The 25,293-nt window shown below is 46.2% G+C and carries 25 protein-coding genes and 1 pseudogene; 20 read left to right on the top strand and 6 right to left on the bottom strand.

Translation table 11 applies throughout. The features are described 5' to 3' along the window. Nucleotides 1–20 precede the first annotated feature (20 nt). Entirely contained in the window at nucleotides 21–983 is a 963-nt protein-coding gene (locus tag AC58UX_RS08645) for an AraC family transcriptional regulator (protein ID WP_497251464.1), read from the top strand. A gap of 279 nt (nucleotides 984–1,262) precedes the next feature. Here the strand turns inward: AC58UX_RS08645 and mtnA are convergent, their stop codons facing one another. Together mtnA and mtnK are read right to left on the bottom strand one after the other, a co-directional pair. Beyond that, nucleotides 1,263–2,369: an S-methyl-5-thioribose-1-phosphate isomerase gene (gene mtnA, locus AC58UX_RS08640; RefSeq protein ID WP_497251462.1), complete on the bottom strand. Its 1,107-nt coding sequence runs from the start codon at nucleotides 2,367–2,369 to the stop codon at nucleotides 1,263–1,265. Further along, a complete protein-coding gene (gene mtnK / locus AC58UX_RS08635) occupies nucleotides 2,366–3,586 on the bottom strand; it encodes an S-methyl-5-thioribose kinase (RefSeq protein ID WP_497251460.1) in 1,221 nt (406 codons plus the stop codon). The genes mtnA and mtnK overlap by 4 nt, the downstream gene beginning before the upstream one ends. Before the next feature lie 238 nt (nucleotides 3,587–3,824). On the opposite strand from mtnK, the gene AC58UX_RS08630 reads away from it, so the two are divergent. The 8 genes from AC58UX_RS08630 (at nucleotide 3,825) to sufB (ending at nucleotide 10,761) form a co-directional block, all read left to right on the top strand. Beyond that, a complete protein-coding gene (locus AC58UX_RS08630) occupies nucleotides 3,825–4,283 on the top strand; it encodes a Dps family protein (protein ID WP_497251458.1) in 459 nt (152 codons plus the stop codon). Between the two features lie 94 nt (nucleotides 4,284–4,377). Beyond that, entirely contained in the window at nucleotides 4,378–4,545 is a 168-nt protein-coding gene (locus AC58UX_RS08625) for a hypothetical protein (protein ID WP_497251456.1), read from the top strand. Nucleotides 4,546–4,674: 129 nt separating this feature from the next. Further along, nucleotides 4,675–5,244 carry a DUF1802 family protein gene (locus tag AC58UX_RS08620; protein WP_497251454.1) on the top strand — a complete coding sequence of 190 codons (570 nt, stop codon included), beginning with the start codon at nucleotides 4,675–4,677 and terminating at the stop codon, nucleotides 5,242–5,244. 166 nt (nucleotides 5,245–5,410) lie between these two features. Further along, nucleotides 5,411–6,241: a Fe-S cluster assembly ATPase SufC gene (gene sufC, locus AC58UX_RS08615; RefSeq protein WP_497251452.1), complete on the top strand. Its 831-nt coding sequence runs from the start codon at nucleotides 5,411–5,413 to the stop codon at nucleotides 6,239–6,241. Nucleotides 6,242–6,388: 147 nt separating this feature from the next. After that, a complete protein-coding gene (sufD, locus tag AC58UX_RS08610) occupies nucleotides 6,389–7,684 on the top strand; it encodes a Fe-S cluster assembly protein SufD (RefSeq protein ID WP_497251450.1) in 1,296 nt (431 codons plus the stop codon). After that, nucleotides 7,681–8,907 carry a cysteine desulfurase gene (locus tag AC58UX_RS08605; protein ID WP_497251448.1) on the top strand — a complete coding sequence of 409 codons (1,227 nt, stop codon included), beginning with the start codon at nucleotides 7,681–7,683 and terminating at the stop codon, nucleotides 8,905–8,907. Before sufD ends, AC58UX_RS08605 begins: the two co-directional genes overlap by 4 nt. Further along, nucleotides 8,894–9,325: a Fe-S cluster assembly sulfur transfer protein SufU gene (gene sufU / locus AC58UX_RS08600; RefSeq protein WP_497251446.1), complete on the top strand. Its 432-nt coding sequence runs from the start codon at nucleotides 8,894–8,896 to the stop codon at nucleotides 9,323–9,325. The genes AC58UX_RS08605 and sufU overlap by 14 nt, the downstream gene beginning before the upstream one ends. A 38-nt stretch (nucleotides 9,326–9,363) precedes the next feature. Continuing rightward, entirely contained in the window at nucleotides 9,364–10,761 is a 1,398-nt protein-coding gene (sufB, locus tag AC58UX_RS08595; RefSeq protein ID WP_497251444.1) for a Fe-S cluster assembly protein SufB, read from the top strand. A gap of 64 nt (nucleotides 10,762–10,825) precedes the next feature. Here the strand turns inward: sufB and AC58UX_RS08590 are convergent. Next, nucleotides 10,826–11,253, bottom strand: a pseudogene (locus AC58UX_RS08590) (PH domain-containing protein). A gap of 180 nt (nucleotides 11,254–11,433) precedes the next feature. Here AC58UX_RS08590 and AC58UX_RS08585 point away from each other — a divergent pair. From AC58UX_RS08585 to AC58UX_RS08560, 6 genes are all read left to right on the top strand, one after another. After that, on the top strand, nucleotides 11,434–12,540 hold the full coding sequence (locus tag AC58UX_RS08585) for a C40 family peptidase (RefSeq protein WP_497251442.1): 1,107 nt from the start codon (nucleotides 11,434–11,436) through the stop codon (nucleotides 12,538–12,540). A 121-nt stretch (nucleotides 12,541–12,661) separates the two neighbouring features. Next, on the top strand, nucleotides 12,662–12,880 hold the full coding sequence (locus AC58UX_RS08580) for a hypothetical protein (RefSeq protein WP_497251440.1): 219 nt from the start codon (nucleotides 12,662–12,664) through the stop codon (nucleotides 12,878–12,880). After that, nucleotides 12,880–13,530 carry a hypothetical protein gene (locus tag AC58UX_RS08575; protein ID WP_497251438.1) on the top strand — a complete coding sequence of 217 codons (651 nt, stop codon included), beginning with the start codon at nucleotides 12,880–12,882 and terminating at the stop codon, nucleotides 13,528–13,530. Before AC58UX_RS08580 ends, AC58UX_RS08575 begins: the two co-directional genes overlap by 1 nt. Before the next feature lie 4 nt (nucleotides 13,531–13,534). Further along, entirely contained in the window at nucleotides 13,535–14,731 is a 1,197-nt protein-coding gene (locus AC58UX_RS08570; RefSeq protein ID WP_497251436.1) for a glutathionylspermidine synthase family protein, read from the top strand. Further along, nucleotides 14,728–15,378, top strand: coding sequence for a signal peptide protein (locus AC58UX_RS08565; protein WP_497251434.1), 651 nt, complete (start codon nucleotides 14,728–14,730; stop codon nucleotides 15,376–15,378). Before AC58UX_RS08570 ends, AC58UX_RS08565 begins: the two co-directional genes overlap by 4 nt. Beyond that, nucleotides 15,375–15,764: a DUF350 domain-containing protein gene (locus AC58UX_RS08560; RefSeq protein WP_497251432.1), complete on the top strand. Its 390-nt coding sequence runs from the start codon at nucleotides 15,375–15,377 to the stop codon at nucleotides 15,762–15,764. The genes AC58UX_RS08565 and AC58UX_RS08560 overlap by 4 nt, the downstream gene beginning before the upstream one ends. Before the next feature lie 12 nt (nucleotides 15,765–15,776). Here the strand turns inward: AC58UX_RS08560 and AC58UX_RS08555 are convergent, their stop codons facing one another. From AC58UX_RS08555 to AC58UX_RS08545, 3 genes are read right to left on the bottom strand one after another with little or no spacing between them, the layout of a single operon-like run. Continuing rightward, a complete protein-coding gene (locus AC58UX_RS08555; protein WP_497251430.1) occupies nucleotides 15,777–16,826 on the bottom strand; it encodes an HD-GYP domain-containing protein in 1,050 nt (349 codons plus the stop codon). Between the two features lie 47 nt (nucleotides 16,827–16,873). Beyond that, nucleotides 16,874–17,938, bottom strand: a complete 1,065-nt coding sequence (locus AC58UX_RS08550) for a ThiF family adenylyltransferase (RefSeq protein WP_497251428.1) — start codon at nucleotides 17,936–17,938, stop codon at nucleotides 16,874–16,876. Between the two features lie 24 nt (nucleotides 17,939–17,962). Beyond that, nucleotides 17,963–18,664 (bottom strand): molybdenum cofactor biosynthesis protein, encoded by a 702-nt coding sequence (locus AC58UX_RS08545; protein ID WP_497251426.1) that lies wholly within the window; start codon nucleotides 18,662–18,664, stop codon nucleotides 17,963–17,965. A gap of 122 nt (nucleotides 18,665–18,786) precedes the next feature. Here AC58UX_RS08545 and AC58UX_RS08540 point away from each other — a divergent pair, with 122 nt between their 5' ends. The 5 genes from AC58UX_RS08540 to AC58UX_RS08520 all read left to right on the top strand — a co-directional run bounded on the left by AC58UX_RS08540 (nucleotide 18,787) and on the right by AC58UX_RS08520 (nucleotide 25,200). Further along, the gene (locus tag AC58UX_RS08540; protein ID WP_497251424.1) at nucleotides 18,787–19,254 is read left to right on the top strand and encodes a hypothetical protein; all 468 of its coding nucleotides are present in this window, start codon (nucleotides 18,787–18,789) and stop codon (nucleotides 19,252–19,254) included. Between the two features lie 92 nt (nucleotides 19,255–19,346). Next, on the top strand, nucleotides 19,347–20,789 hold the full coding sequence (locus AC58UX_RS08535) for a bifunctional metallophosphatase/5'-nucleotidase (RefSeq protein WP_497251422.1): 1,443 nt from the start codon (nucleotides 19,347–19,349) through the stop codon (nucleotides 20,787–20,789). 48 nt (nucleotides 20,790–20,837) lie between these two features. Next, nucleotides 20,838–21,650, top strand: coding sequence for an undecaprenyl-diphosphate phosphatase (locus AC58UX_RS08530; RefSeq protein ID WP_497251420.1), 813 nt, complete (start codon nucleotides 20,838–20,840; stop codon nucleotides 21,648–21,650). 118 nt (nucleotides 21,651–21,768) lie between these two features. Further along, nucleotides 21,769–22,902: an HD-GYP domain-containing protein gene (locus AC58UX_RS08525; protein ID WP_497251418.1), complete on the top strand. Its 1,134-nt coding sequence runs from the start codon at nucleotides 21,769–21,771 to the stop codon at nucleotides 22,900–22,902. Nucleotides 22,903–22,974: 72 nt separating this feature from the next. Further along, nucleotides 22,975–25,200, top strand: coding sequence for an MMPL family transporter (locus AC58UX_RS08520; protein WP_497251416.1), 2,226 nt, complete (start codon nucleotides 22,975–22,977; stop codon nucleotides 25,198–25,200). Nucleotides 25,201–25,293: the final 93 nt, after the last annotated feature.

Below are 25,293 nucleotides of genomic sequence, written 5' to 3'. Positions count from 1 at the left end.
AAAGGAAATGGTGTATACCCGTGAGTCAACCCTTTTACTTCGAACCTATGCTGGAAAATCCGATGGCATTAGATCGCTTGGAATTAAGCTTTCGTTGGGGGGCTTATGGACTCCGGGTATTGCGTTGTCACCTGACTTCCTTTCCAGCCGGAACAATTGTGAATTATCATCAACATTCCGAATTTGAAATTCATTATATCCCTAGCGGCAAAGGGAGAGTGATTCTGGATGGGGTTACGCATCCACTCCATGAAGGAATGCTCTATGTCACAGCTCCTGGCGTCATCCATCGACAAGAAGCGGATGAGCATGAAGCAATGGGGGAGCTGTGTCTCCATGTGGATATTGTCAAGCTAGATCAGAGCGATGAGAATGAGCCCAAAGCTGCACATGGCTGGGGAGAAGAATGGGAGATAGCCGAAGCGGAAGCGTGTATTGGACAGCTGAGTGAGCTTCCCCGAATTCCGGCCGTAGACCGCCACGAAGCGATGAAATGTTTCCTCGTTGCCTATGAAGCATGGCGGAACAATCAGCTGGGGCAATATACGACGATCAAGCAGTCCATTGTCCAGATGCTGCTCAGGACCGTGAGTGCCTATCGACCGGAACAGCAGGGCGTGAACCTGCCTGCCCGTGATATGAAAAGCTATCGCTATCACATGGCTGTTCAGTTCATCTCAGACAATTTCCGCCGCCCTCTAACCTTAGAGGGGGTAGCAGAGCGTGTGCAGATTAGCTCGAGGCAGCTGCAGCGGATTTTCAAGGAGAAAGCCAATGTGTCATTCAGCGAGTATTTGGAGCAAATTCGCCTCAAATTCGTCTGCAGTGAGTTACAGCAAACCTCGCTTACTCTGGAGAAAATAGCAGAGCGCAGCGGCTTCACCTCCAGCAATTATTTGCACTACGTATTCAAAAAAGCGCATGGAACCACCCCGAATGCCTATCGGGAAAACAGAGTGCTCCAGCATGCAGGCAGCAATTAAGAAGAGCTGTTCGAAAGTAGATTTCACTACTTTCGAACAGCTCTTTTTTACCTACTAACTGGAAAACATACAGTTATTTCGTGCCGATTTCGCACTTTAAACCGAATAACTGGAAAAACTCCAGCTATTTTCAGGCTTTCTTCGCAAAAGAAGAAGATTTCCTGAATTTAACTGGAGTTTTTCCATCTAAACTCATATTTTAGCTGAAGTTGATGAAATTAACTGGGGATTTTCCAGTTAGTTGCAACCCTGGAGGTCCCGAACATCGACTTTCTAGCTCTATTCAAAAAGCTTACGCAGATTTTCGCCATACGGAGCTTGAACGATCCCTTTTTCCGTAATAATCGCGGTAACATACTCATTCGGCGTTACGTCGAACGCCGGATTGAACACCTTCACGCCAGCTGGCGCTGTGCGTTTGCCAAAGCCTTGCGTGATCTCGTCCTCATGACGCTCCTCGATCGGAATATCTCCGCCAGTCGGTGTGTTCAAGTCGATGGTGGACAACGGACTTGCCACATAGAACGGGATGCCATGCGCCTTAGCCAGCACAGCTACGCTGTACGTGCCGATCTTGTTGGCGACATCGCCGTTCGCAGCAACGCGGTCCGTCCCGACGATGACCGCTTGAATCCAGCCCTTGGCCATTACAGCGCCGGCCATGTTGTCGCAGATAAGCGTGACGTCGACGCCCGCTTGCTGCAGTTCAAAAGCCGTAAGCCGCGCGCCTTGCAGCACGGGTCTCGTCTCATCGGCGAACACTTTGATGTTCAGCCCCTGCTCCTTCGCCAAGTAGAACGGCGCTAGCGCCGTGCCGTACTTGGCGGTTGCCAAACCGCCGGCGTTGCAGTGCGTCAGCACGCCGAACCCATCCTCGAACAGCGTAAGCGCATGTTCGCCGATACGGCGGTTGGTGTCTTCGTCCTCCGCCTGGATAACTTGCGCTTCTTGCAGAAGCGCAGACTTGAACGCATCCGGGCTCACGCCCTCGGCTGCCAAAGCACTTGCTCTCGCGCGCATGCGATCGAGCGCCCAGAACAAGTTCACCGCTGTCGGACGCGACGTCGCTAGGTAATCCGCTTGCTTCTGGACTTCCGCCAGAAGCGCATCAACCGCAGCATCCACGCCGCGGATGCCGAGGTACACCCCATACGCGGCGGCGATCCCAATCGCAGGTGCGCCGCGAACTTTTAAGTGCCGAATCGCTTCCCACACCTCAATCGGTGTCTCCAGCGGCAAATACACGATTTCCTCCGGTAGGAGGCGTTGATCTAGCAAATCTAGCTGCTGGCCGTTCCAGCGCAAGGACTGCAAAGCACCTTGCTCTTGATTTTCATCTTTTACGTTTTCATTTTTTACATTTTCATTCTCTACGTTCGTTGTCATAGTACAAAACCTCTTTCTGCTGCTCGTGTTGCGATGTGTATAAGTTCATCAATGGATGTTGCTTGGCGATTCGCTCGAATAGCAGCGGTGCCGATTCTTAATGCCAATCGTTGTGCGCGTTCTCTCGCAGCGGCATCTTCAATTTTATCGATATCGGCTACATGTGCTAGGCCGACTACGCGGCGCACCATTTTGGCGCCTGTGAATCCGACTGCATCACGCAGCAAGTTTGAGATGAAATAATCTTGGTAGCCTGGAGCTGTAAATACACGATCTACCCCGTGCTCATTCCATAATGCGCGGAAGTTTTGCTCGAAATGCGTCCATACATCCTTCACTGTTTGCGTTAAATAAGCACGGTAAGCGGAGCGGCTGCCCTCGTCTTTGCTCCAACCTTCTTGTGCAGCAAAGTTAAGCAATAGGTTAGCTAATACAGCGCCAATATCAAAGCCCATCGGGCCATAGTACGCGAATTCAGGGTCAATAACTTTTGTTGAATCTGCTTTGATGAAAATACTGCCCGTATGCAGGTCGCCGTGTAGCAGAGCTTGCGCTTGGGTAAGGAACTTGTTGCGCAGAATAGCAACTTCAAGGTGAAGATCGTTGTCTGCCCAAAGTTGTTCCACCGCATCACGGATCGCTGCTTCAAAATTGTTCGTTTCCGCATCGCGATACGGATCATCAAAAATCAAATCCTCCGTGATTTTGCAAAGCTCAGGATTGATGAAGCGTCCCAGCTGAATCTTTTTCTCTTGTTGATTTTTTCCTAAATCTGAAGTGAAGAATAGCGTATGAGCTAAAAAGCGCCCAATATGCTCAGCAAACAGCGGGTATTGGTTACCCTCTATCAGCCCTCTGCGCATGATCACGTGATCGCTCAAATCTTCCATGACTGTTAGCGCTAGGTCAGCGTCATAGGCGTACACATGTGGAACTAGGTCTGGAACGAGCCCTTCTTCAATGATCAAAGCTTCGCTCTCAATACGAGCGCGGTCCAGTGTAAGCGGCCAGGACTCCCCAACAACTTTGGCATACGGAAGAGCTTGCTTCAAAATAATACTTTTTCCAGTGGCAGCTTCGGTTATACGAAACACCAGGTTTAAGTTTCCATCTCCGATTTCCTGACTAGCTAACTCCGCATCAGCTTGAAATAATTGTGGAATGCGACGCGCGTATTCGATGGCTTGTGCTTCCGATAATGGATGATAAGTGGACATTGAGGAACCTCCTAAAAGTTTTCGTCAGAAAACTGACTTCGTAAGCGTAATCTTAAGTGATTGGAACTAATTCCAACTAATTTACTGAGTATTAATATTCTTTACCTAGTATAAGACAAATTGATTGCGCATGAAATACACATTTCAGAAATGTCGTTTATTTTACATAAAATTCGCGAAATTAACGTAAATTAGCCTGTACACAGACGATTTTTAGGCAAAAAGAAGGAGGATGTTCATGACGAGCGCGACGTTAGTATCAACGCAGTCAATTCAAGCTGTTCTCAATAAGCAAATCGCAAATTGGAATTTACTATTCGTTAAATTGCATAACTTCCATTGGTACGTAAAAGGGAATCAATTTTTCACACTCCATGTGAAATTTGAGGAGCTTTATAATGAGGCTGCACTTCATGTGGATGAGCTAGCTGAACGCTTGCTTGCGATCGGCGGCAAACCTTTAGCAACCATGAAAACCTACTTAGAGAATTCGTCATTGAAAGAAGCCTCCGGCACAGAGACCGCTACGAAAATGGTCGAAGCGATCATTGAAGACTTCACTATTCTTACGCAAGAGTTGAAGGCTGGCATGCAAGTATGTGAGGAAGCGAGTGATGACACTACTTCGGATATGCTCTTAGCGATCCAAACTTCCTTGGAAAAGCATCGCTGGATGCTGCAATCTTTTCTGGGGTAAGTGAAATATTTACACAATCTTTAAGTCGTTCGAACATTCGTAAAATGAAATTCCGTTATCCTAAAGACATTATGTTTCGAAGGATGTGGGATGGATGAAACTTCTGAATGTCATGATGGCCATCACGGTATGCGCCATTTTCCTGCTGATTGCGTACCAAGCAGACGCTCCTGACACGGCTCATGATCCGAACCCAATGAAACATAATCAGGAACAGTTTACCCGAATGAACGACACTTATGTCACGGATTCTCTAAAATGAGAAGAAGGAATGGCCAAATTTTTGCGCCGTTCCTTTTTATTTTTCCTGAAAACTGTCAATTTCATTTGTTTTGCTCACAAAGTTTATTTATAATAGATGGATTAACGAGGAGAACGAGGAGTTGGCGTCATGGGACATGGGATTGCTTTAAAGGAGTGGGCATCTGCTATTAAAGCATTAGAGGCTGGCTCGCAAATTTTTATTATGCGCAAGGGAGGTATTGTCGAAGAAACGAGAGATTTTCAAGTCGAATCGACTGATTTTTTTCTGTACCCTACATACGAACATCAGAGAAAAGAACTGCTGAAAGAGCATTATCGCGGAATTATCGATGAAACGTTGGTCAATTGGAGCGCACAAGATACACATGTGACGATCACTTCTTTTGCCCGCATGGTGGAAGACATCGAGGTCAGCGATCAGGATCAGCTTAATCAGCTATTCCCTTTCCATATTTGGACAGAAAATTTTACAGAAGAGCGTTTGAAGTGGAAACGTAAAAACCCGCTGCATATAATGTTATTACGGGTATATAAGCTGGACCAGCCGCTTCAAATCGAGATCGAACAGGCCTATATTGGCTGCAAATCATGGATACAGCTAGGAGCATTGGTACCGGATGATACCGCAATGACTCCCGTGTTGAATGAGGAACAATTTACCGCACAAGTTGCTGAAATAAAACGTACTTTGGCGTAAAATGTGCGTAGCTTTTCACAAAACGGTCGCCTTTTTCACGCAATGGCACTTTCTTGATTTGTTTTAGTAAGTTATAATAGAATTATTCTAATGAGAATCAGTGATAATCATTTCATTTGATTGTCAACTATCTAGTACACTCAAACATTATGGAGGCTTAAAGAAAATGGCAAATTCATTAACATTTACAATAGACGGTCTGAAGGCGACCATCGAAGGAAAGGAAATTTTGAAAGGTCTTAGCCTAGAAATCAAAGGCGGCGAAGTTCACGCGATCATGGGGCCGAACGGTACTGGTAAAAGTACATTGGCATCTGCGTTGATGGGTCACCCGAAATATGAAGTTACAGAGGGTTCTGTTACTTTAGATGGCGAAGATGTGCTTGAGATGGCTGTAGACGAGAGAGCACGCGCTGGTCTGTTCTTGGCTATGCAGTACCCAAGCGAAATTACAGGGGTAACGAATGCTGACTTCTTGCGCAGTGCGATGAATGTTCGTCGCGGCGAAGGCAACGAAATCTCCTTGATCAAATTCATCCGTCAAATGGAAGCAAAAATGAAGCAACTGGAAATGAACCCTGAGTTCATGCACCGTTACTTGAACGAAGGCTTCTCCGGCGGTGAGAAGAAGCGTAACGAAATTCTTCAAATGCTTTTACTTGAGCCTAAAATCGTAGTTCTTGATGAAATTGACTCCGGTCTAGATATCGATGCTTTGCGTATCGTTGCTGAAGGTGTTAATGCTATGCGCAGCGAAGATCGTGGATTCTTGATCATTACGCATTACCAACGTTTGTTGAACTACGTTAAACCTGATTTTGTACATGTTATGATGCAAGGTCGCATTGTGAAATCAGGCGGTCCTGAGCTTGCTGAGCGTTTGGAAGCAGAAGGCTACGACTGGATCAAAGAAGAACTCGGAATCGTTGATGAAACTGTTGGTCAAGACGAAGAAGAATTCAAAGTTCCAATGAACACGACTGGGCCGAAGTACTAGGAGACAAAATAAACGGCTACTCCGTCCTACATGGACGGTAGCGTTTATGGAGAAAGATAAGCAATTGTATAAAGTGAAACTTATACTTACTTATCTTTTGAGAGACTTTGATCTTCGGGTCAAAGATACTTATAAATGGAGGAAATCATGAGCACTAAAACAACACTTTCCATCGATACTAATGCTGTTACTGAGCTCTCCCGCAGCAAGCAAGAGCCTGAGTGGATGACAGCCCTTCGTACTGAAGGCGTGGCATTAGCGAATTCGTTGGAATTACCTATACTAGAAAAAACAAGAATCGACCGTTGGAGCATTTCCGCTTACGGTTCCTATAAAGAGCAAGCAGCTTTGAGTTCACTTGATGCACTGCCTGAAGTGACGAAAGGCTTAACGAATTCCGATAACCTGATTGTTCAACGCAACTCCGGTATCGTGTTCAATCAAGTGTCGGAAGAATTGAAAAAGCAAGGCGTTATTTTCACAGATCTTGAAACGGCTGTTCGTGAGCATGGAGATTTGGTGAAGCCTTACTTCATGAAGGCTGTTCAAGCGAATGAAAATCAGCTAACAGCTTTGCATGCGGCATTGTGGAATGGCGGTATCTTCATCTACGTTCCGAAAAACGTTGTTGTAGACATTCCGCTTCAAGCTTTATTTGTAGCCGATGATGCAGAAGCTACATTTGCACCGCATGTCCTGATCGTTGCTGAGCAATTCAGCTCCGTTACGTATGTAGATAACTTTGTGTCCTCCGTTGGCGGCGCAGCACTTGTACAGAACGGTGTTGTTGAAGTGTTTGCAAAACCAGGATCACGCGTTAGCTATTCTTCCATTCACAGCTTGGAAGAATCCGTAACAGATCTCACGTATCGTCGTGCGATCCTTGAAGACGACTCCCGTATTGGATGGGTTGTTGGAGAGTTGAACTATGGAAATTCGATGTCCGATACGACATCTATTCTTAAAGGCAAAGGATCCGACTCGGATGCGAAAGTGATCTGTGTTGGAACACAAGAACAGAAGCTAAACCTGACGACTCGCGCTGTTCACTGGGGCAAAGCGTCAACAAGTGATATGATTACACGTGCAGTTATGCGTGATAGCTCTACTGCGATCATCAACGGAATCACGAAGATCGAAAAAGGCGCACAAGGCTGTAACGGTCAACAAACGGAGAAAGTCTTGATGCTAAGCCCGAAAGCACGCGGAGACGCGAATCCGATTCTTCTGATTGACGAAGATGATGTTAAAGCAGGTCACGCAGCGAGTGTTGGGCAAGTGAATGCAGAGCAAGTTCACTACCTAATGTCCCGCGGGATTACGAAGGAAGAAGCTCAACGCTTAATCATTTACGGATTCTTGGCACCAGTTGTGTCTGAGATCCCTGTTAAGAGCGTTGAAGAACAGCTGCAAAGCTTAGTGGAGAGGAAGCTAGGACAATGATACCTGCCGAGATACGTGAACTTTTTCCCATTCTGAAGCAAGAAGTGAACGGTCATCCTCTGGTTTACTTGGATAGTGCTGCTACTTCCCAGAAGCCTACTCAGGTGATTGAGGCACTGAAGCATTACTATGAGTGGGATAATGCGAACGTTCATCGTGGTGTTCATACCCTAGGTTCCCGTGCAACCGATGCGTACGAAGGAGCTAGAGCCAAAGTGGCTAAGTTCATCGGGGCAGCGAGTGAGCAGGAAATTATTTTCACTAGAGGCACGACAACCGCTATTAATATTGTGGCAGCTAGTTATGCCCAATCGGTACTGCGTGAGGGCGATGAAATCGTCCTTACACCGATGGAGCATCACAGCAACCTAATTCCTTGGCAGCAAGCAGCTAAGAAGACAGGTGCCATTTTAAAATATATCCCGCTGCAACCAGACGGATCTATTTCCTTGGTAGATGCTGAAAACACGATTACAGATCGTACGAAAATCGTTTCGATCGTATATGTGTCCAATGTTCTAGGCGTCGTGAACCCGATTAAGGAAATCGCGCAAATCGCCCATAAACATGGTGCTAAAATCATGGTAGATGGTGCACAAAGCACACCGCATATGAAGGTGGATGTGCAAGATTTGGATTGTGACTTTTATGCCCTGTCCGGGCATAAGATGTGTGGACCGACTGGAATCGGGGCATTGTATGGGAAGAAGTCTTTGTTAAATAACATGGAGCCTATTGAGTTTGGCGGCGAAATGATCGACCACGTCGATCTTTACGAGTCTACTTGGAAGGAACTTCCGTGGAAATTTGAAGGCGGAACACCTATGATTGCAGGAGCAGTAGGACTTGGCGCTGCGATCGACTTCTTAACGGAAGTCGGGATGGATAACATATATAAACATGATGTGAAGCTCACGAATTATGCGTTAGACCGGATGATGCAGATCCCTGATCTAGCTGTCTACGGACCAACGACAAACCGTGCAGGTCTTGTAACCTTTAATCTTGGGGATGTTCATCCTCATGACGTGGCAACCGTTTTGGATTCGATGGGCATTGCAGTTCGTGCCGGTCACCACTGCTGCCAGCCGCTGATGAGATGGTTAGAACAAAGCAGCACAGCTCGTGCAAGCTTTTATCTATATAATACGGAAGATGATGTAGACCGTCTTGTGACGGCTTTACTGAAAACAAAGGAGTACTTCGGCGATGCAATTGGATGATTTATACCGTAGAGTAATTATGGATCACTATAAAACTCCGCGCAACCGTGGGAAATTTGAGTCCGGCGAGTCTGTTACGATTGATCTAAACAACCCAACCTGTGGAGATAAAATCTCACTGCAGATGCAAGTTGAAGAAGGCATCGTGAAAATGGCGAAATTCACAGGCGAAGGCTGCTCGATCAGCTTATCCTCTGCATCCATGATGACGGATGCGGTCAAAGGCAAAACGATCGAGGAAGCGCTGAAGATGGCCGATGATTTTTCCGGCCTGATGAAGGGCGAACCTGTTGAATTTGAATACGAAGACATTGAAGCCCTGTCTGGAGTTAACAAATTCCCTGCGCGGATTAAATGTGCGACTCTTGCGTGGAACGCTCTACGCAAAGGGATTGAACATTCACATAAGACCGAATAACTAATCGTAAGAAAGAAATCGTTAAGGAGGAATCAACCATGGCTAAACAAATGCCAGATTTAGAGGATTACAAATATGGTTTTAGAGATGAGCATAAGTCCATTTTCCAATCCGGTAAAGGCTTAACTCGTGAAATCGTTGAAGAAATCTCAAGAATTAAAGGCGAACCAGAATGGATGTTGGAATTCCGTCTAAAATCACTTGAGCAATTTTTCAAAATGCCGATGCCGCGTTGGGGCGGAAACATGGATGACTTGGATTTCGATGATATCCAGTACTATGTTCGTCCATCCGAGAAGCAAGGTAAAACGTGGGAAGAAGTTCCTACAGAAATTAAAGAAACGTTCGACAAGCTTGGTATTCCTGAAGCAGAGCAAAAGTTCCTAGCTGGTGTATCTGCACAGTATGAGTCCGAGGTAGTTTACCACAGCATGCAAAAAGAGCTTGAAGATCAAGGTGTTATCTTCACGGATACGGACACAGCTCTTCGCGAATATCCGGAATTGTTCAAACAATATTTCGGAACAATCATTCCTCCTTCTGACAACAAATTTGCAGCGTTGAACAGTGCAGTTTGGTCAGGCGGATCCTTCATCTACGTACCAAAAGGCGTTAAATGTGAAGTGCCTTTGCAGGCTTACTTCCGTATTAACTCCGAGAACATGGGTCAATTCGAGCGTACTTTGATCATCACCGATGAAGATAGCTTCGTACACTACGTAGAGGGCTGTACAGCTCCTATTTACAGCACGAACTCCCTTCATAGTGCGGTTGTTGAGATCGTATGTCTGAAGAACTCCCGTGCGCGTTACACGACGATCCAAAACTGGGCACCTAACATCTACAACCTCGTTACTAAACGTGCGGTTGCAGAAGAAGGAGCTACGATGGAGTGGGTTGACGGTAACATCGGTTCCAAGCTGACAATGAAGTACCCAGCTGTTGTTCTTAAAGGCCGCGGCGCTAAAGGGATGGTTCTTTCCATCGCTGTTGCGGGCAAAGGTCAACACCAAGATGCGGGCGCGAAAATGACGCATTTGGCACCAGATACAACATCGACAATCGTATCCAAATCGATCTCCAAGCACGGCGGTAAAGTAACGTACCGTGGTTTGGCTTCCTTCGGGCGTAACTCCCAAGGCTCCAAAGCTAACATCAAGTGCGATACGTTGATCTTGGATAACGAGTCAACATCAGATACAATTCCTTACAATGAAATCTTGAACGATAACATCACACTTGAGCATGAAGCGACAGTATCCAAGGTATCTGAGGATCAATTGTTCTACCTCATGAGCCGTGGTCTTACAGAAGCAGAAGCTACGCAAATGATCGTTATGGGCTTCATCGAACCATTCACGAAAGAACTTCCAATGGAATATGCCGTGGAAATGAACCGTCTCATTAAGTTTGAGATGGAAGGGTCTATCGGTTAATCTCCTGATCATAGAAAAAGCGTCCCAGATATTTCTCTGGGGCGCTTTTTTGCATACGTACGTGTTACCCGTTTATCCGCTTACGATTCTGCGTAGCCGCTGATTGCAGCGCCACATACAACGATTGGATATTGAACTTTTTCTTAAATTCAAAGCGATACGACGCGGTAGAAATGTTATTCGATTTGTAGTAGGGGGATGTTATGTAATGAATAATTAACTCACTGTCATCAAAGCCTGTACCGCCGGATTCCATGGATACTTCGTAGATGGCGTCTAGATCGATCGTCGATACCTTGGTCTTCTTGCCAGTCAGCCCTGGTGATCAATCAGGATAATGCGCTCGTCGGTGATGACAAAGGAATCTCTCACCAGCTTAAAGCCTGTTGAAATGGTTTCATCCGGCATCAGATAGATGCCATATTGCTTTGTAAGTTCTTCGACAGAAACCTCAGATAAATTTCCGATTAATCCACTAAAAATACCCAACATCATCACTCCTTCTTGAACAAATATATGTTGGAGTTCCCGATTTATACGGTCATTTTCATAATGGTAAGCCCAGCTTTCCAACATGCTCCAAGGCAGAATGAGCTGCCAAATTGCATATTTACATGCCACTTGTCTCACCCTATGAAGGATAATAATGTTTCCTGAAGGAGAGAGAAATTCATGTGGAGTAAGCTAAAGACACCAGCAATAGGCAGTATGGTCGTCATGTTGGCGATTACGACAGCTTGTGGGAAGGATAATGCGAGCCCTCCAACCGTAACACCCTCGCAGAGTCCGACAGGTCTTACAGGCCAAGGAAACTCAGTTACGAGGAGCTTATCGCAAGCAGGCAAGGATATTATTGCCCTTGCGAGTAATGATGCTGTTCTCCCGATGAAGCAGATTGGCAATGTGAATTATGTGTCTGCCCAAGATCTAATAAAGACACTAAAGTTTCAATCCGATTGGGAAGACAACAAGCTAATGATCGGCGATAATGATGCCAACTTTGAATTGTTTATGGACTCGAGAAAAGCTGTTAAAGATGGCGCCGACATTCAATTAAGTCAACCTGTTGTGAAAGAGGGTGGTACGGTATATTTACCTGTCTCTGGCTTGTCCGATTTATTCCAAGAGGATATGTCGTTTGAAGTTAGAAAAAGCGATGTACTCATACACGCTTCACCCATAGCCATTATCGAGAATGAAGACGCTCCTGCGGGTGCGAATGATAATTCGCCGGACTTGGATTTCGGGGACGATCCAACGGATCCTTTTAAGGACAGCGGTACAGGCGCAAATCCAGCGATGAATCCGAGCCCAGCATCAGGAGATTTACAGGTTTGGTCGCCATATGACCAACAAGAGGTTGTTCCGGTTCTGAAAAATATCAATATCAATGCCATGATTGATAAAGGGGAAAATTATTTAGGTGTTAAATATAAATTTGGAACGGGGCCTTATCCGAAGACAGGACGCTTCGATTGCTCCACATTTACCCAATATATTTTTGGTAAATATAATATTAAACTCCCGCGCGTAGCTCGCCAGCAAGGAACGCATGGAACCTTGGTTTCACGAAAATCTTTGCGTAAAGGAGATCTCATGTTTTTCTATGTACCAGGCCGTTTCAAAACGAATAGAACGGTAGGGCACGTAGGGATTTATATTGGAAATCGTAAAATGCTGCATGCATCACCAGAGCCGAAAAACGGTGTGCAAATTACGAATATCGATAAGCCATATTGGAAAAAAACATTTCTCAAAGCGAAGCGCATAGCTTATTAAATGATGTCCGAATAAAAGTCTATCCCTTGGATAGGCTTTTATTTTTGTCAATTTTGAAACAAATGTGTGCTTCGTGCGTTTAAATGTGTATGGATTTTTTTTGTGAAGGAGGCATGGAAGCATGAGAATTGTTCTGTATGAAAAATTAATCGAGGGGCAGCTGCTCCAAATTGGTGAACGCGCATGGGATGATCAGTTGATTCAAGCTTTAAATGTGGCTAATTTTATCCTCGTTGGCGGGAAGGAATATGAAATGATTGAGGGTCGCTTAAATTTGGATCTTCAAGTGTTTGAATTGCTTCTCGTTGCAGCCAGCTCAGAAGGGGGAGGAAGCAAGTAGTGAAACGACCACTTAAAGTACTGTCAGCTTCACTCACACTGATCTTGTTAAGTCAAATGCTGCTGGTATCCGCTCAGGCCGCAGAGACACCGGCTCCGAATACAACAGGTTCATCCAAATTGGTGGAATGGTCGAACGAAGACGTTAAAGCGTTTTATGATCCGCAGGTGGATTGGAGCTTGCCTATCCCAGGTAATCAGCCTTCACCATCGCCATCGCCAACACCAACACCAGTAGGCAGCAGTAGCGGTTCGACTGTCATTGTGAACCAGAGTTACGGTGGCAGCGGCTTTGGCTGGGATGATCTTCTCTTGTATCATCTTATTTTTAATACAGTAAGCCCTTATTCATCCAGCAGCTGGGGGAGCAGTCATCGCTCGTATTACTATCGTTCGAATACCCCTTATGTGACTAAAACGTACCAACCGAGCTCGTTTACGAATCGTTCCACAACGAAGACGCCTACGACTTCAAGCGGAAGCGGCACGTTTACATCGAATAAATCGTCAACGACAACGAAATCAAATACGAGCTCATCTGTAGGCAGCACGTCGTCCAACAGCACCAAATCGACCTCGACCTCATCTGGCAGTATTGGTGGTAAATCAAGCGGCTTCAGCTCATCCTCCAGCTCAAGCTCTGGAGGTTAATTGAATGGGATTTGAAGTCATAGGGACCCCATCTCCCGATAGAGAACGAAGAGTACAGGAATTGGCCGATCTTGGTTTTACTTGGGCCAATTTGGAGCAGGAACAGTATTGGATTGATCAACTTGTCGTGATGCCAAGTGAAGTTTATCAGGACCTCATTCATGCCGCGGCAGGACTCTGGCAAGTGTTCGATAAAGCAGTCCGCTATGTCCACAGGGATAGGAAGCTTTACGCAGACCTGTCGATCCCAGAAGTACTGTGGGATGGATTGGATCGGCTTGAGCCGAATGAGGAAGGCTTCATTAGCCGTTATGCCAGATTTGATTTTACCATCAGTCAGGACGGCGCAATTAAATTGCTTGAACTGAACGCAGATACGCCGACAGGCTACGTAGAGGCCGCTATTGCTACGCCTTGGCTATGTGAGCAATATGGTGTGGATTCACCAAATGTTGGGATGAAAGAGCTCGTAAGAGCCGCTTGGGCGATTGAAGCTCCCGATTACGCGGCTTGCATTGCATATGGGAAGCATGAGGAAGACTCTGGCACGATTAATGCTCTTGTCGCGCACAGTCAGAGAGAGATGATCTGTGTCGATTGTTTGGATTTATGGATTGACGAAGGTGTGGTCAAGGTTGGAGCGGATCAAACCATTCAGCGTATGTTCGCCTTATATCCGAAGGAATGGATGGGGGTTGATGACGGCGGAGAAGCGCTGTCGTATGCCATCGAAGAACAATTCGTTCATCTGTTCAATCCTTTACACGCTGTGGTGCTGCAATCCAAAGGGCTGCAGGCGTTAATCTGGGAGCTTCATGTAGGACAGTCTGACATATTTACGCCGGAGGAGCACGAGGTGATTAAAACCTACATGCTGGCTACGTACATGGAACCTGTCTTCGAGGGCAGTTATGTGTCTAAGTCGATGTTTGGTCGTGAGGGCGGCTCGGTGCAGTTATATAACGAGCATGGAGAGCTGGAGTTCAAGGATGAAGCGGGCTTTGATACGAGTGTATTTTTTAAGCGTGTGTATCAAGAACGGGCTGATTTGCCGCGGCTTTCCTTTCAGCATGGTGAAGGTCATCTATTGACGGGACTTTTTGTATTGAATGGAACACCCTGCGGCTTGCTAGGAAGAGCTGGTGGCATTATCACAGGAAATGCAAGTCAATTTGTGGCGATTGGAGTGAAAGCGCCTTGAAACAAGGAAGATTCATGCTATTGGCAGTAGGACTTATCGGAATTATCGGTATCATATGGCTGTTGACCATAGCATTCGATAAGAAACCATCTGTTCTAAGCAAAACAACATCAGAGAATGCGGCAACTTATACGAATTACGGAGCTGGCGAGGTGCCGTGGGATTACCAAGTTCAGCAGGTGAAGGTTGGCGATTTAATTGATGGAGACATGGTATTGTTGCCCAACAATGAGCGAATTTCCAATGATCAGAATTTCGCTACTGGGGATACGATCTGGATCTTGAGTTTTATGCAGGCATCCATGAAAACGGACAGTCAAGGGAAGAACAATGTGACCTTGTCGCAGTGGAAGCCCATCAAATCGTTCAAAACCAAAGAAGAAGCAGATAAAGATTTTGCGGAGCTGAAAGTAGAAATAAAGACGGACGTGAAATTGGTCGGGGTTTATAAAACAGAGCTGGATGGCAAATTTAGATGGTTTGCTGTGGTCGAATTGCCTACTGGACAGAAGGTTAAGCAGCCGATTCCAGAAGAGCGATACAAAACGTTTAAGGATAAAAAAGAAGTAAGCGTAGTACTAGAAGAAGTGCATGATTATACAGATTTTGATCAATCTATGGCTAAATTTCGGGGGTGGGCAGAGTGATCGTTTTGGATATTATTATTAGTTTATGTGTGATTGTTTTGCTGCAATTTGCAGGCATGTACGTATTTAGTTTAATGACACCCTACCGTGATATGGAAGAAATCAACAATGGCAATGTGGCCGTTGGTATCACCATGGGAGGTAAGTTCGTGGCTACAGCGATCATTTTAGGCATTGCTGCCTATACGAACTCCTCCATCTGGCATATGAGTTTATGGTTTGCGGTTGGGTACGCATGTTTAATAGCTTCATACTGGGTGTTTGATTGGTTAACACCAGGCATAAAGCTATCAGATCAGTTGAAGCAGCGTAATGTAGCGGTCGGTATACTACTCGCTGCAGTCTATATTGGAATTGCGATTTCGATTAGCTCTCTCATTATTTAGAGAGCTGGTCGACTACATCGCAATTCGCGTTATTTCAACATTTGCAAGCTGTGACAGATCTAGGAATTGATTGTCGATGTTAATGAGCGGTCGGAAGAAATCGGAAGGGTTCGTCATAATGATTGTACCTTCACGTCCGTCGCTCAGAGACACCTTTTTACCAATAAAGTTAGGAATCATATTGCGAATGAAAACTTGCGTAATTTTGGGATCCAACTGGCCAAAGCTCATGCGGTGAAGCTCTTTGAGTACATACAGTAGATCACGCCGTTCTGAATAAACTCGGTTTGAGATCATGGCGCTGTACACATCGGCAACGGCGACAATGCGAGAGTATGAATGAATGTCGGTACCAAATTTGCGTAGTGGATAACCGGTACCATCCATACGCTCGTGATGCTGAAGGGCAACAAGCGCAAGTGTATCATCCTTCAATGACTTTCGAATGATATCATAGCCATGAATGGTATGCTTCTGAACTTCCTCGAACTCGTCCTTCGTCAGCTTGCCTGGTTTATTCAAAATATCCGGATGAACTCTACATTTCCCAATATCGTGTAAATAACCTGCTTTACCGATCGCTAATGCTTCTTTCTCGGACTTGTTCATCCATTTAGCGATGTAGTAGGATAACATACCTACTTGGACACTATGTTGAAGGGTATACTCATCCTCACTTGTTAAGGATAAGAGGAGTGAAACCACATCTTTCTCTTCTTGAATGCTCTCAATCATCGGATTGAAAGCGGATTCTACAACCTCATTGCGAATAGTACCCCCATCTTGCAACATGTCAAAGAGCTCTTTGATGCCCTCGACCGCGTTATGAAACGAAGCTACCTGCACTTTATTAGCTTGTCGGGAAGGGACTTCCTCAACGATTTTTTCAATTTCACTGATTCTAGGAGCTATATCAACATAATCCACGCTGTGGCGATTGAGCATTGAAATGTCTCCAGCATCGAGAACTGTACCCGATGATAGGAGATGTAGGCCTATTGAATTGTAGGAATCATTTATCAATTGATCACCAACGATAAGTTGAAGCACATGTACTCGCATAGAAGCTCCTCTCCAGGTCCTATTATTCACGTAGGTATATTGTAATACTACATCCCTATATAACGGCTGTAAAGACTTTTGGCCTGAATTAGGTCTTCAGTCCCTTGTATGAGAACACGTCCGCCAGGGAATAGAATCATTTGAATGTCATCAGAAGCATGAAACTTCAACAAAAAGCGGTTTCTCTCAACGCGACCAAGGGGCTTTAAGCGTTCCTCCCAGTAGTCTAACGGCTGCGAATTCGGGATGATGGGATGAATTTGAACGGAATTACGCCCGCAAAGCGATTGAATCGTATCCGTTTCAAGAATGGCATCCAAGTACTCATATTGCTTATGACCGCAAGCAGGACAATCCGGCTTTTTAGCTCCTGATACCCGTATCGCGGAGTTCTGATTGAACCATAAGTCCCATTGCTGCATGCTGAGATTGAGCTGCTCCGTAGCGCCTACAAGCAGTTTAAGTGCCTCAGTGGCTTGAAACGAAGCGACGACATGAATGATACCGCCTATGACGCCCGCCGTATCGCAAGTATCCGTTGTGCCTGCAGCAGGCGCTTGTGGAAAGAGACAGCGCAAGCAAGGTGTTTGATCAGGGAGAATCGTCAAAGAGACACCTCTCGAAGCAACAGCGCCGCCATAGATCCAAGGAATGCCTAATTTCAGGCTGACATCATTAAGCAGGAAGCGGACGGCGAAGTTATCGGTGCCATCGAGGATGACATTTACATCATGGAGCAATTCCTCCGCATTCGTCGCATTGAGGTCACACACATGCGGGTCAATCACGACAGCTGAATTGACAAGCTGCAACCGTTTGGCAGCGGCGATAGCTTTAGGGATCGTAGCGGAAGCATCCTCTTCATCGTAAAGCATCTGCCGCTGCAGATTGCTCTTATCAACAAAATCACGATCAATGATGCGCACAAAGCCAACTCCTGCACGCACCATATGATTGGCAAGTACGGTGCCTAAAGCGCCCATGCCAACAATGGCCACGCGTCCATTGCCTAGCTTTCGCTGACCTTCAAGGCCAATAGGGGGAAATAGAATTTGTCTTGAGTAACGCGGGTCTACGTCAGGAACAGCTTCTGTATGTAAAAGGGGATCCAAGTTAAGTCATCTCCGATCAAGTCATTATTCAGCTTTCGGTGCAGCCAGCGGGTTCCAAGGGCCGGTTTGGCTGCCTTTCCATTCGGAACCGTCTTCCCAAATTTCTTTTTTCCAAATAGGTACGATTTGTTTCAAACGCTCAATCGCGTAACGGCTGGCGTCATAGCAATCTGCGCGATGCGGCGAGGACACGGCGATGACAACACTCGCCTCTGCAATGGCTACCTTCCCCAAACGATGGGTAATGGCGCACAGCGTGCCAGGCCACTTGGCATCAATTTCCTCCCCGATGCTGGCCATCGTTTTCAATGCCATTGGGACATAAGCCTCATACTCTAAGAGCACTGTACGTTGTCCGTACGTCATTTCTCGTGTTGTACCGATGAAAGCAAGGGAAGCGCCGTGATTGGGATGATTCACCTTGGAAGTCACCGCAACGACATCAATGATTTCATGCGTGATTTCATAAAGAGAAGGCTGCCCACCTGAAACAGGTGGAATGAGTGCGAGCTCATCAGACGCGGTAACCGTCTCCTGATCACCGGCATAAGCTTGATTTTTGGCGAAAAAGCATATAGGAAGCTGCGCCGAGGCCGCAGGATAGTCAGTGATGATTTTATCCTTCAATTGTGCAATTGTAATGAACTCTTGTTCAACAGAAATCGTCAAAACAGAAGTTCCGAATAGGTCTACAAGCCCTGCGAAAAGTTGGATGTGTAAGTTCAATTTGTTTCTCCTAGCGATAGATGTTAGAATCCCTTACAGCATATCATATTTTGCCCTAAAAATGGTATAATGGAGTGATCCTTTGGTAGGAAATACCTTTGAAATTGGAAGGAGATGTAAGTATGCAAGCTCATTCAGTCATACAAGTGTCTGACATACATAAGAAGATGGAAACCTTTTCGGTAGAGGAAATGGTCGCTTTTGCGGATCAACCGTTGAACATTCAAGATCGTGTACCCAATGTAGAGGGAGATGCTTTTGATCTTAAAAGCTGGTACCGAAGCTGGAAACGTTTGGGGAACGAAGGCGATGGGGAGCCGACTCACGTGAAAGTGGAAGCTGTCGACGAGTTCCAGGCGTTGATTCCATGGTCACAGGTTGATAAAGCCTGTTTTCTATATGCACAGAAGGGACAACCGCTCCAGAAAGGGTATCCCATTCGTCTGTACGTACCAGATGGAAGCAGCGAGTGTCTCAATGTCAAAAGTATTGTAAAAGTATGGTTCCTAAGCGAACCAGCTTTGGGGGAAGAAGCGACCTACGGGTTTAAAAACAACGTATCGCTCGAGGATTTAAAATTCAAGAAATGAGTGGAAGCATACTTGCATAACATAGAGACATGCTAGGAACTAGTTGACCACGAAGAGAGGTGAACGGGATGTCAGCCCCCTTGCAACGGCTAGTGATATTACATACGAATGATATTCACAGTCATTTTGAACAGATGCCCAAAATAAGCGCATATTTTGATCGTGTTCGCCGCCTATGGCCCTCGGATCAAGTATTGACACTCGATATTGGCGACCATATGGATCGGATGTTTCCAGAGACGGAAGGAACGAATGCGATCGCGAATTTAGAAATTATGAATGCAACGGGCTACGATGCGATGGTGCTGGGCAATAATGAAGGCTTGACCTTCACGCCGGAATGGCTGAGATCGGTGGTGCTGGAGCACGCGAAATTCCCGATTATAGGCACCAATATTACCGAAATCGCTACCAATGAGACGCCGGATTGGATGCTGCCGACGCTGACCGTCGAGAAGTCAGGCCTCCGTATCGGCTTGATCGGTGTTACAGCAGCTTATCAGTCTTATTATGAGCTGCTTGGTTGGCATGTGACGGACCCTATGAAGGCTGTGAGCGCCCACGTTAGCCTTCTACGCCCCAAAGTGGACATTATCATCGTGATGTCCCATCTGGGCCTGAGAACGGATCAGCGGATGGCTGAGGAGCTGGAGGGCATCGATGTCATCCTAGGCGGACATACGCATCATCTTCTGGAAGAGCCGCTCCTGCTCAGCGGCACTTATATTTGTGCGGCCGGCAAGTTCGGTCAGCACGCCGGCCACATCGAACTTGCCTTCGACCCGGCGCAGCGCCGGATCGTGGAGCTGAACGGCCGCGTCGTCCCGATGACCGACGCGAGTGAAGAAGACAGCAGCGTCCTCACGCTGCTGGAGCACTACCGCATCGCCAGCGCAGCGTCGCTGGCGGTGGAGGTGGCGCAGCTGCGGCAGCCGCTGCGCCTGGATTGGTACGGCGAATCCCCGCTCGGCAACTTGCTTGCCGCGGGTATTCGCCGCTGGACCAGCGCCGAGATCGGGCTGGTCAATAGCGGGCAGCTCCTTCAGGGACTGAAGGAGGGCGGTTTAACCCGGGCGCGGCTGCTGGAAATCTGCCCCGGCCCGATCAATCCCTGCCGCATGCTGCTCAGCGGCGCGGATATTCGTCAAGCGCTCGAAGAGTCGCTGCTTGACGAGTTTATGGAGAAGCCGATTCGCGGCTTCGGCTTCCGGGGGGAGGTGCTCGGCGTGCTCTGTGTGGACGGGATCACCGTCCAAGTGGATGCCTCGCGCCCTCCTTACGAACGCATCCTCGCCGTGCATGTTGGCGAGGCGCTATTAGATCCAGAACGTGACTATCTCGTAGGCACGATCGATATGTTTACATTCGGCTCCGGATACTTATCGCTGAGCCGCGGTAAGCAGATCGTTTACATGCTGCCAGAATTTATCCGTGACGTGCTGGCTGATCAATTGCAGGATGAAGCTGCGATTGCAAGCAGCCATAACCTTAGATTCACAGATGTTGTCAGAACCAGTACCAAACAGGTAGAATAAGTACTGGAAAACGATTTACCATTTTGGGCAGATTCATAGGGGGCAATTATGCATACAATTTTTGAGGCGATCATTATTGGGATCGTTGAAGGCTTAACTGAGTTTTTACCCGTATCATCGACAGGACATATGATTTTGGCACAAAGCTTATTAAACACACAAAATGATGAAGTCATGAAAACCTTTGATTTCGTAATTCAATTAGGTGCGATCATGGCAGTTGTCATCATTTATTGGAAGCGAATCCTCTCGTTATTTGGACTCGTGAATCGGAAAAGTGAAAGTAAAACAGGTAAAAAGCTCAATCTAATCCACATTTTAATCGGTATCGTACCTGCTGGTGTGATTGGCGTCTTATTCAATGATATTGTGGATGCGAAGCTGTTCAACACAACGACTGTTTTAATCGGACTCGTGCTGGGTGGTATCCTATTGATCATTGCCGAGCAAAAGAAGGAACAGCCCAAAACGATGGTGCTGGATGACTTGACGTATCGACAAGCGTTTGCGATCGGTTTATGGCAGCTCGTTTCGATCTGGCCAGGCTTTTCTCGATCAGGCTCAACAATTGCCGGCGGTATGCTGTCTGGTGTAAGCCGTGCGGCTTCAGCTGACTTTACGTTCATCATGGCGATTCCGATTATGTTCGGGGCGTCAGGCGTTTACTTTTTGAAAAATTATGATGCGCTTTCCTCTGATGATTTGGCCTTTTTTGTTGTAGGATTTCTAGTGGCTTTTGTTGTTGCATTATTGGCCGTTGTATCCTTCATTAAATTTGTTCAAAAAATGAAATTAACTTACTTTGCTTATTATCGTTTTGCTGTTGCGATTATTTTCGCGCTTTATATGTTTTTAAAGTAAAATTAGGTAGTAGGACTAGCGAATCGCGTCGAAAGACGCGGTTTTTTATATTGAACTTTTATATAAAATCTATTACATTTAGATAGAATGAAATGCTCATCTAGGCGGGGGTCCTGAAATGCTGTTAATGCCGATCAACATGTGTCGACCTGGAATGAGGCTGGCTAAGAATATATACAACGATGATGGTATGGTCCTTCTGGCTGTTAATGTTGAGCTTTCACAAAGACTCATTGATCGCTTGTTTACCTATGGAATCGATTATATCTACATTGAAGACGCTAGAACGAATGACATCATCCAAGAAGATGTGATTCAAGATGAAACAAGAACCAAGGCCGTCACCGAAATCCGCAATACCTTTAAAAAGGTGATGGAGGATTCGAATAAACGTGGTGCCGTTAGTTATTATGATATCGGGCGTAATTTTCGCGATGTAATGAAGATGATTATTGATGATCTCAGTGCTCATGCGGGTGCTATGATCATGCTCAATAATATGAATGTGAAGGATAACTACTTGTTCCAGCACTCTGTGAATGTGAGTATATACGCAATCATGCTTGGCATCAGCTACGGATACAGCCGAGATAAGCTGGAAACACTTGGATTAGGTGCCTTGTTGCACGATATTGGGAAAACCAAAATTCCGTTAGGGATTCTGCGTAAGCCGTCCCAGCTAACGCCTGATGAGTTCAAGGAGATGAAGAATCATACGACCTATGGTTTCAATCTTTTGAAGGATGAGCCCAATATCCCGTTGCTTTCTGCACATTGTGCTTTACAGCATCATGAACGGATTAATGGCAGCGGCTATCCGCGTGGGATTCAAGGGAATGACATCAATGAGTTTGCCAAATGGATCGGGCTTGTCGATTCTTACGATGCGATGACGACAACGCGGGTATATCGAAGACCGTTATTGCCGCATGAAGCGATGGAGCAATTGTTTGCTGGTTCTGGCACGATGTATGATCAAAGTCAGATCGCGCTCTTCCGAGATAAAATTGCCATTTACCCATTAGGCATTACGGTTCGCTTGAATACGGGTGAATACGGTATCGTATCCAAGTTGAATATGTCTGTTCCGCACAGACCGACGATTCGCGTGCTGCAGGATGAAGCGGGCACCGTGCTGAAAGAACCTTATGAAATCGACCTTTCCATTAAGCTTTCGATATTAATTTCCGAAATTGGGGAAATTAAGATAAACGAATTTGAATTTGATTCCGAAATACCGACCATTTTCTAGAACAGATATAGTACGTATTAGATGAAGAACCTGGGCAACCAGGTTCTTTTTGTAGATCAAGGAGGAAGAGCGATGCGGGAGAGGGCGGAACAAAGGAAGTTTTGGAGATGGGGCCATGCGATGTATACCTTTCGATGGCTCGTGCTTACGATCGGAATCGTCTTAATGCTCATTTTTGCTGTCTTTGCTCAGAAAACGCCAGGCATGCTAAAAGACAACGGATTTACACCGAAAGGGAGTGAATCCGATCTTGGTTTGATTCAGATGCGGGATGAGCTAGGGGTGCCTCGCACACAACTGAATCTCGTCTATCAGGCGAGAAACGGTCTTAATGTAACAGAGAAAGCACAGCAAGATACCATTATGGACTCCCTTTCTAAATTAAAAGAGCTTCCATATGTAGAGAGTGTAAAGTTTGTTACTACATCTCGGAATGAAGGACATCAGGATGTTCAAGCCGTTACAGTTTCACTCACGTTGGATACGGATCCCGCGCTCGAGAAATATCCGGAGCTCAAATCACTTGTGCATCCGCCCTCTGGTATGGATGTCTATGTAACCGGGGGACCGGCGATTCTGTATGACATGCAAGTCGCGAGCAAACATGATATTGCCAAGTCGGAAGCAATTGGCCTACCGATTGCCCTCATTGTTTTGCTTATTGTCTTTGGTACAATTGTTGGCGCGATGCTGCCAATGATCGTGGGTATAATGAGTGTGACGCTAACGCTTGGCGTTACTTATTTCATCGCGCAGCATCAATCGTTATCGAATTTCTTACCGAATATGGTTACGATGCTGGGGCTTGCTGTCGGTATCGACTATGCGCTTTTCCTAGTTAGCCGTTTCCGTGAGGAGCTCAAAGTTGGGCGGAGTATCGCTGACGCCGTTGCCATGACATGTCAAACTGCCGGTAAATCGATCTTCTTTTCGGGTATCGCTGTATTAATTGGTTTGTTAGGTATGCTGTTTGTAGATTTGACCTTCTTCCGCTCTCTATGTCTCGGAGGAGTTGTCGTCGTTTCCATTTCCGTCATTGTGGCCAATACGGTGTTGCTTGCATTGCTTGGCGTTCTTGGCCATCGCATTAATTCTTTGCAGGTCATTCCAAAACGATTCCGGAAGAAAGAAACATCCTTGTTCTGGGAAAAAATCGCCTACACGGTGATGAAACGTCCAGTTGTTTTAGTTGTTCTGGTTGGTGGTATTCTCATCTATAGCATGACGCCTATTGGCCATATGAAATTAGGGGTGCCGAACGCGGAGGTGCTTCCACCGAGCTATGAATCCCGTTTTGGTGCAGAATTGATGAAAACCGCCTATGACCCTCGCATGGCAGGACCCATTCAAGTTGTGGTTCATGCCAAAGCTGAGGTCTGGTCCTCAGCATCGATTAGAGAAATTCATGCTTATGCTGATCGTGTTAAGGCTGTCGCTGGCGTTCAAGAAGTCCAGAGCTATCTGAGTGTTCTAGGATCGCATACGGATACAGAGCTGGCCGGTATGTTGGCAAGTCCTGATGTTAGAAAACAGCTGGAAGACACACAATTAGCGAAAGACCGTACCGCATTGCTGGTCGTTGTACCTGAGAAGGATACCGATGATCCTGCGACAGATACGCTGGTTCGCGAGCTTCGGAAGCTGGATAAAGGCAGTTTGGAGGTTGCAATCACAGGTGGACCTGCCTACCGACTGGACATCATTGACCGAATTCAAAATGAAATTCCAGCGGTTTTAATTTTTGTAATGGGCATTACCTATCTGGTTCTGATGTTTGCATTTCGATCTATCCTGCTTCCTCTGAAAGCTGTGCTGATGAATATGCTTAGTTTGGGCGCAAGCTTAGGCATCGTTGTCCTTGTTTTTCAACAGGGGTATATGGCGGATATGCTGCATATTACATCGATTGGATATGTGAGCGCGACGCTGCCCGTAATCATCTTCTGTGTCGTTTTTGGTATTTCCATGGATTATGAAGTGTTTCTCATTTCTCGCATCTTGGAAGAATATGAGGCCAGCGGTGACAACGATCAGAGTACAGCAGAAGGCTTGAAAAAAACAGGAAGCTTGATTACAAGCGCCGCTTTTATTCTTGTGGTCGTTGTGGGTTCATTTATTTTCACGGATATCGAAATTATGAAGGCGCTCGGACTTGGTCTTGGGTTAGCTGTCTTGATCGATGCCACGATCGTCCGCGTCATGCTCGTGCCAGCGCTAATGAAGCTGCTCGGAGAAGCAAACTGGTGGGCACCGAGGTGGCTGCGAGTTAGGCAGCATGCGAAAGCGGATAAGCGTTAGAGCCATCTGCAATTGCTGGTCTTGTTTCCTTTTTTGTGAATCATAAGTTACAATAAAGGGCATAGGTATAGGCATAATAGGTAGTAACATGTT

This window comes from Paenibacillus sp. J22P90 (genome assembly GCF_059692195.1).
This window is presented reverse-complemented; position numbering and strand designations above follow the sequence as displayed.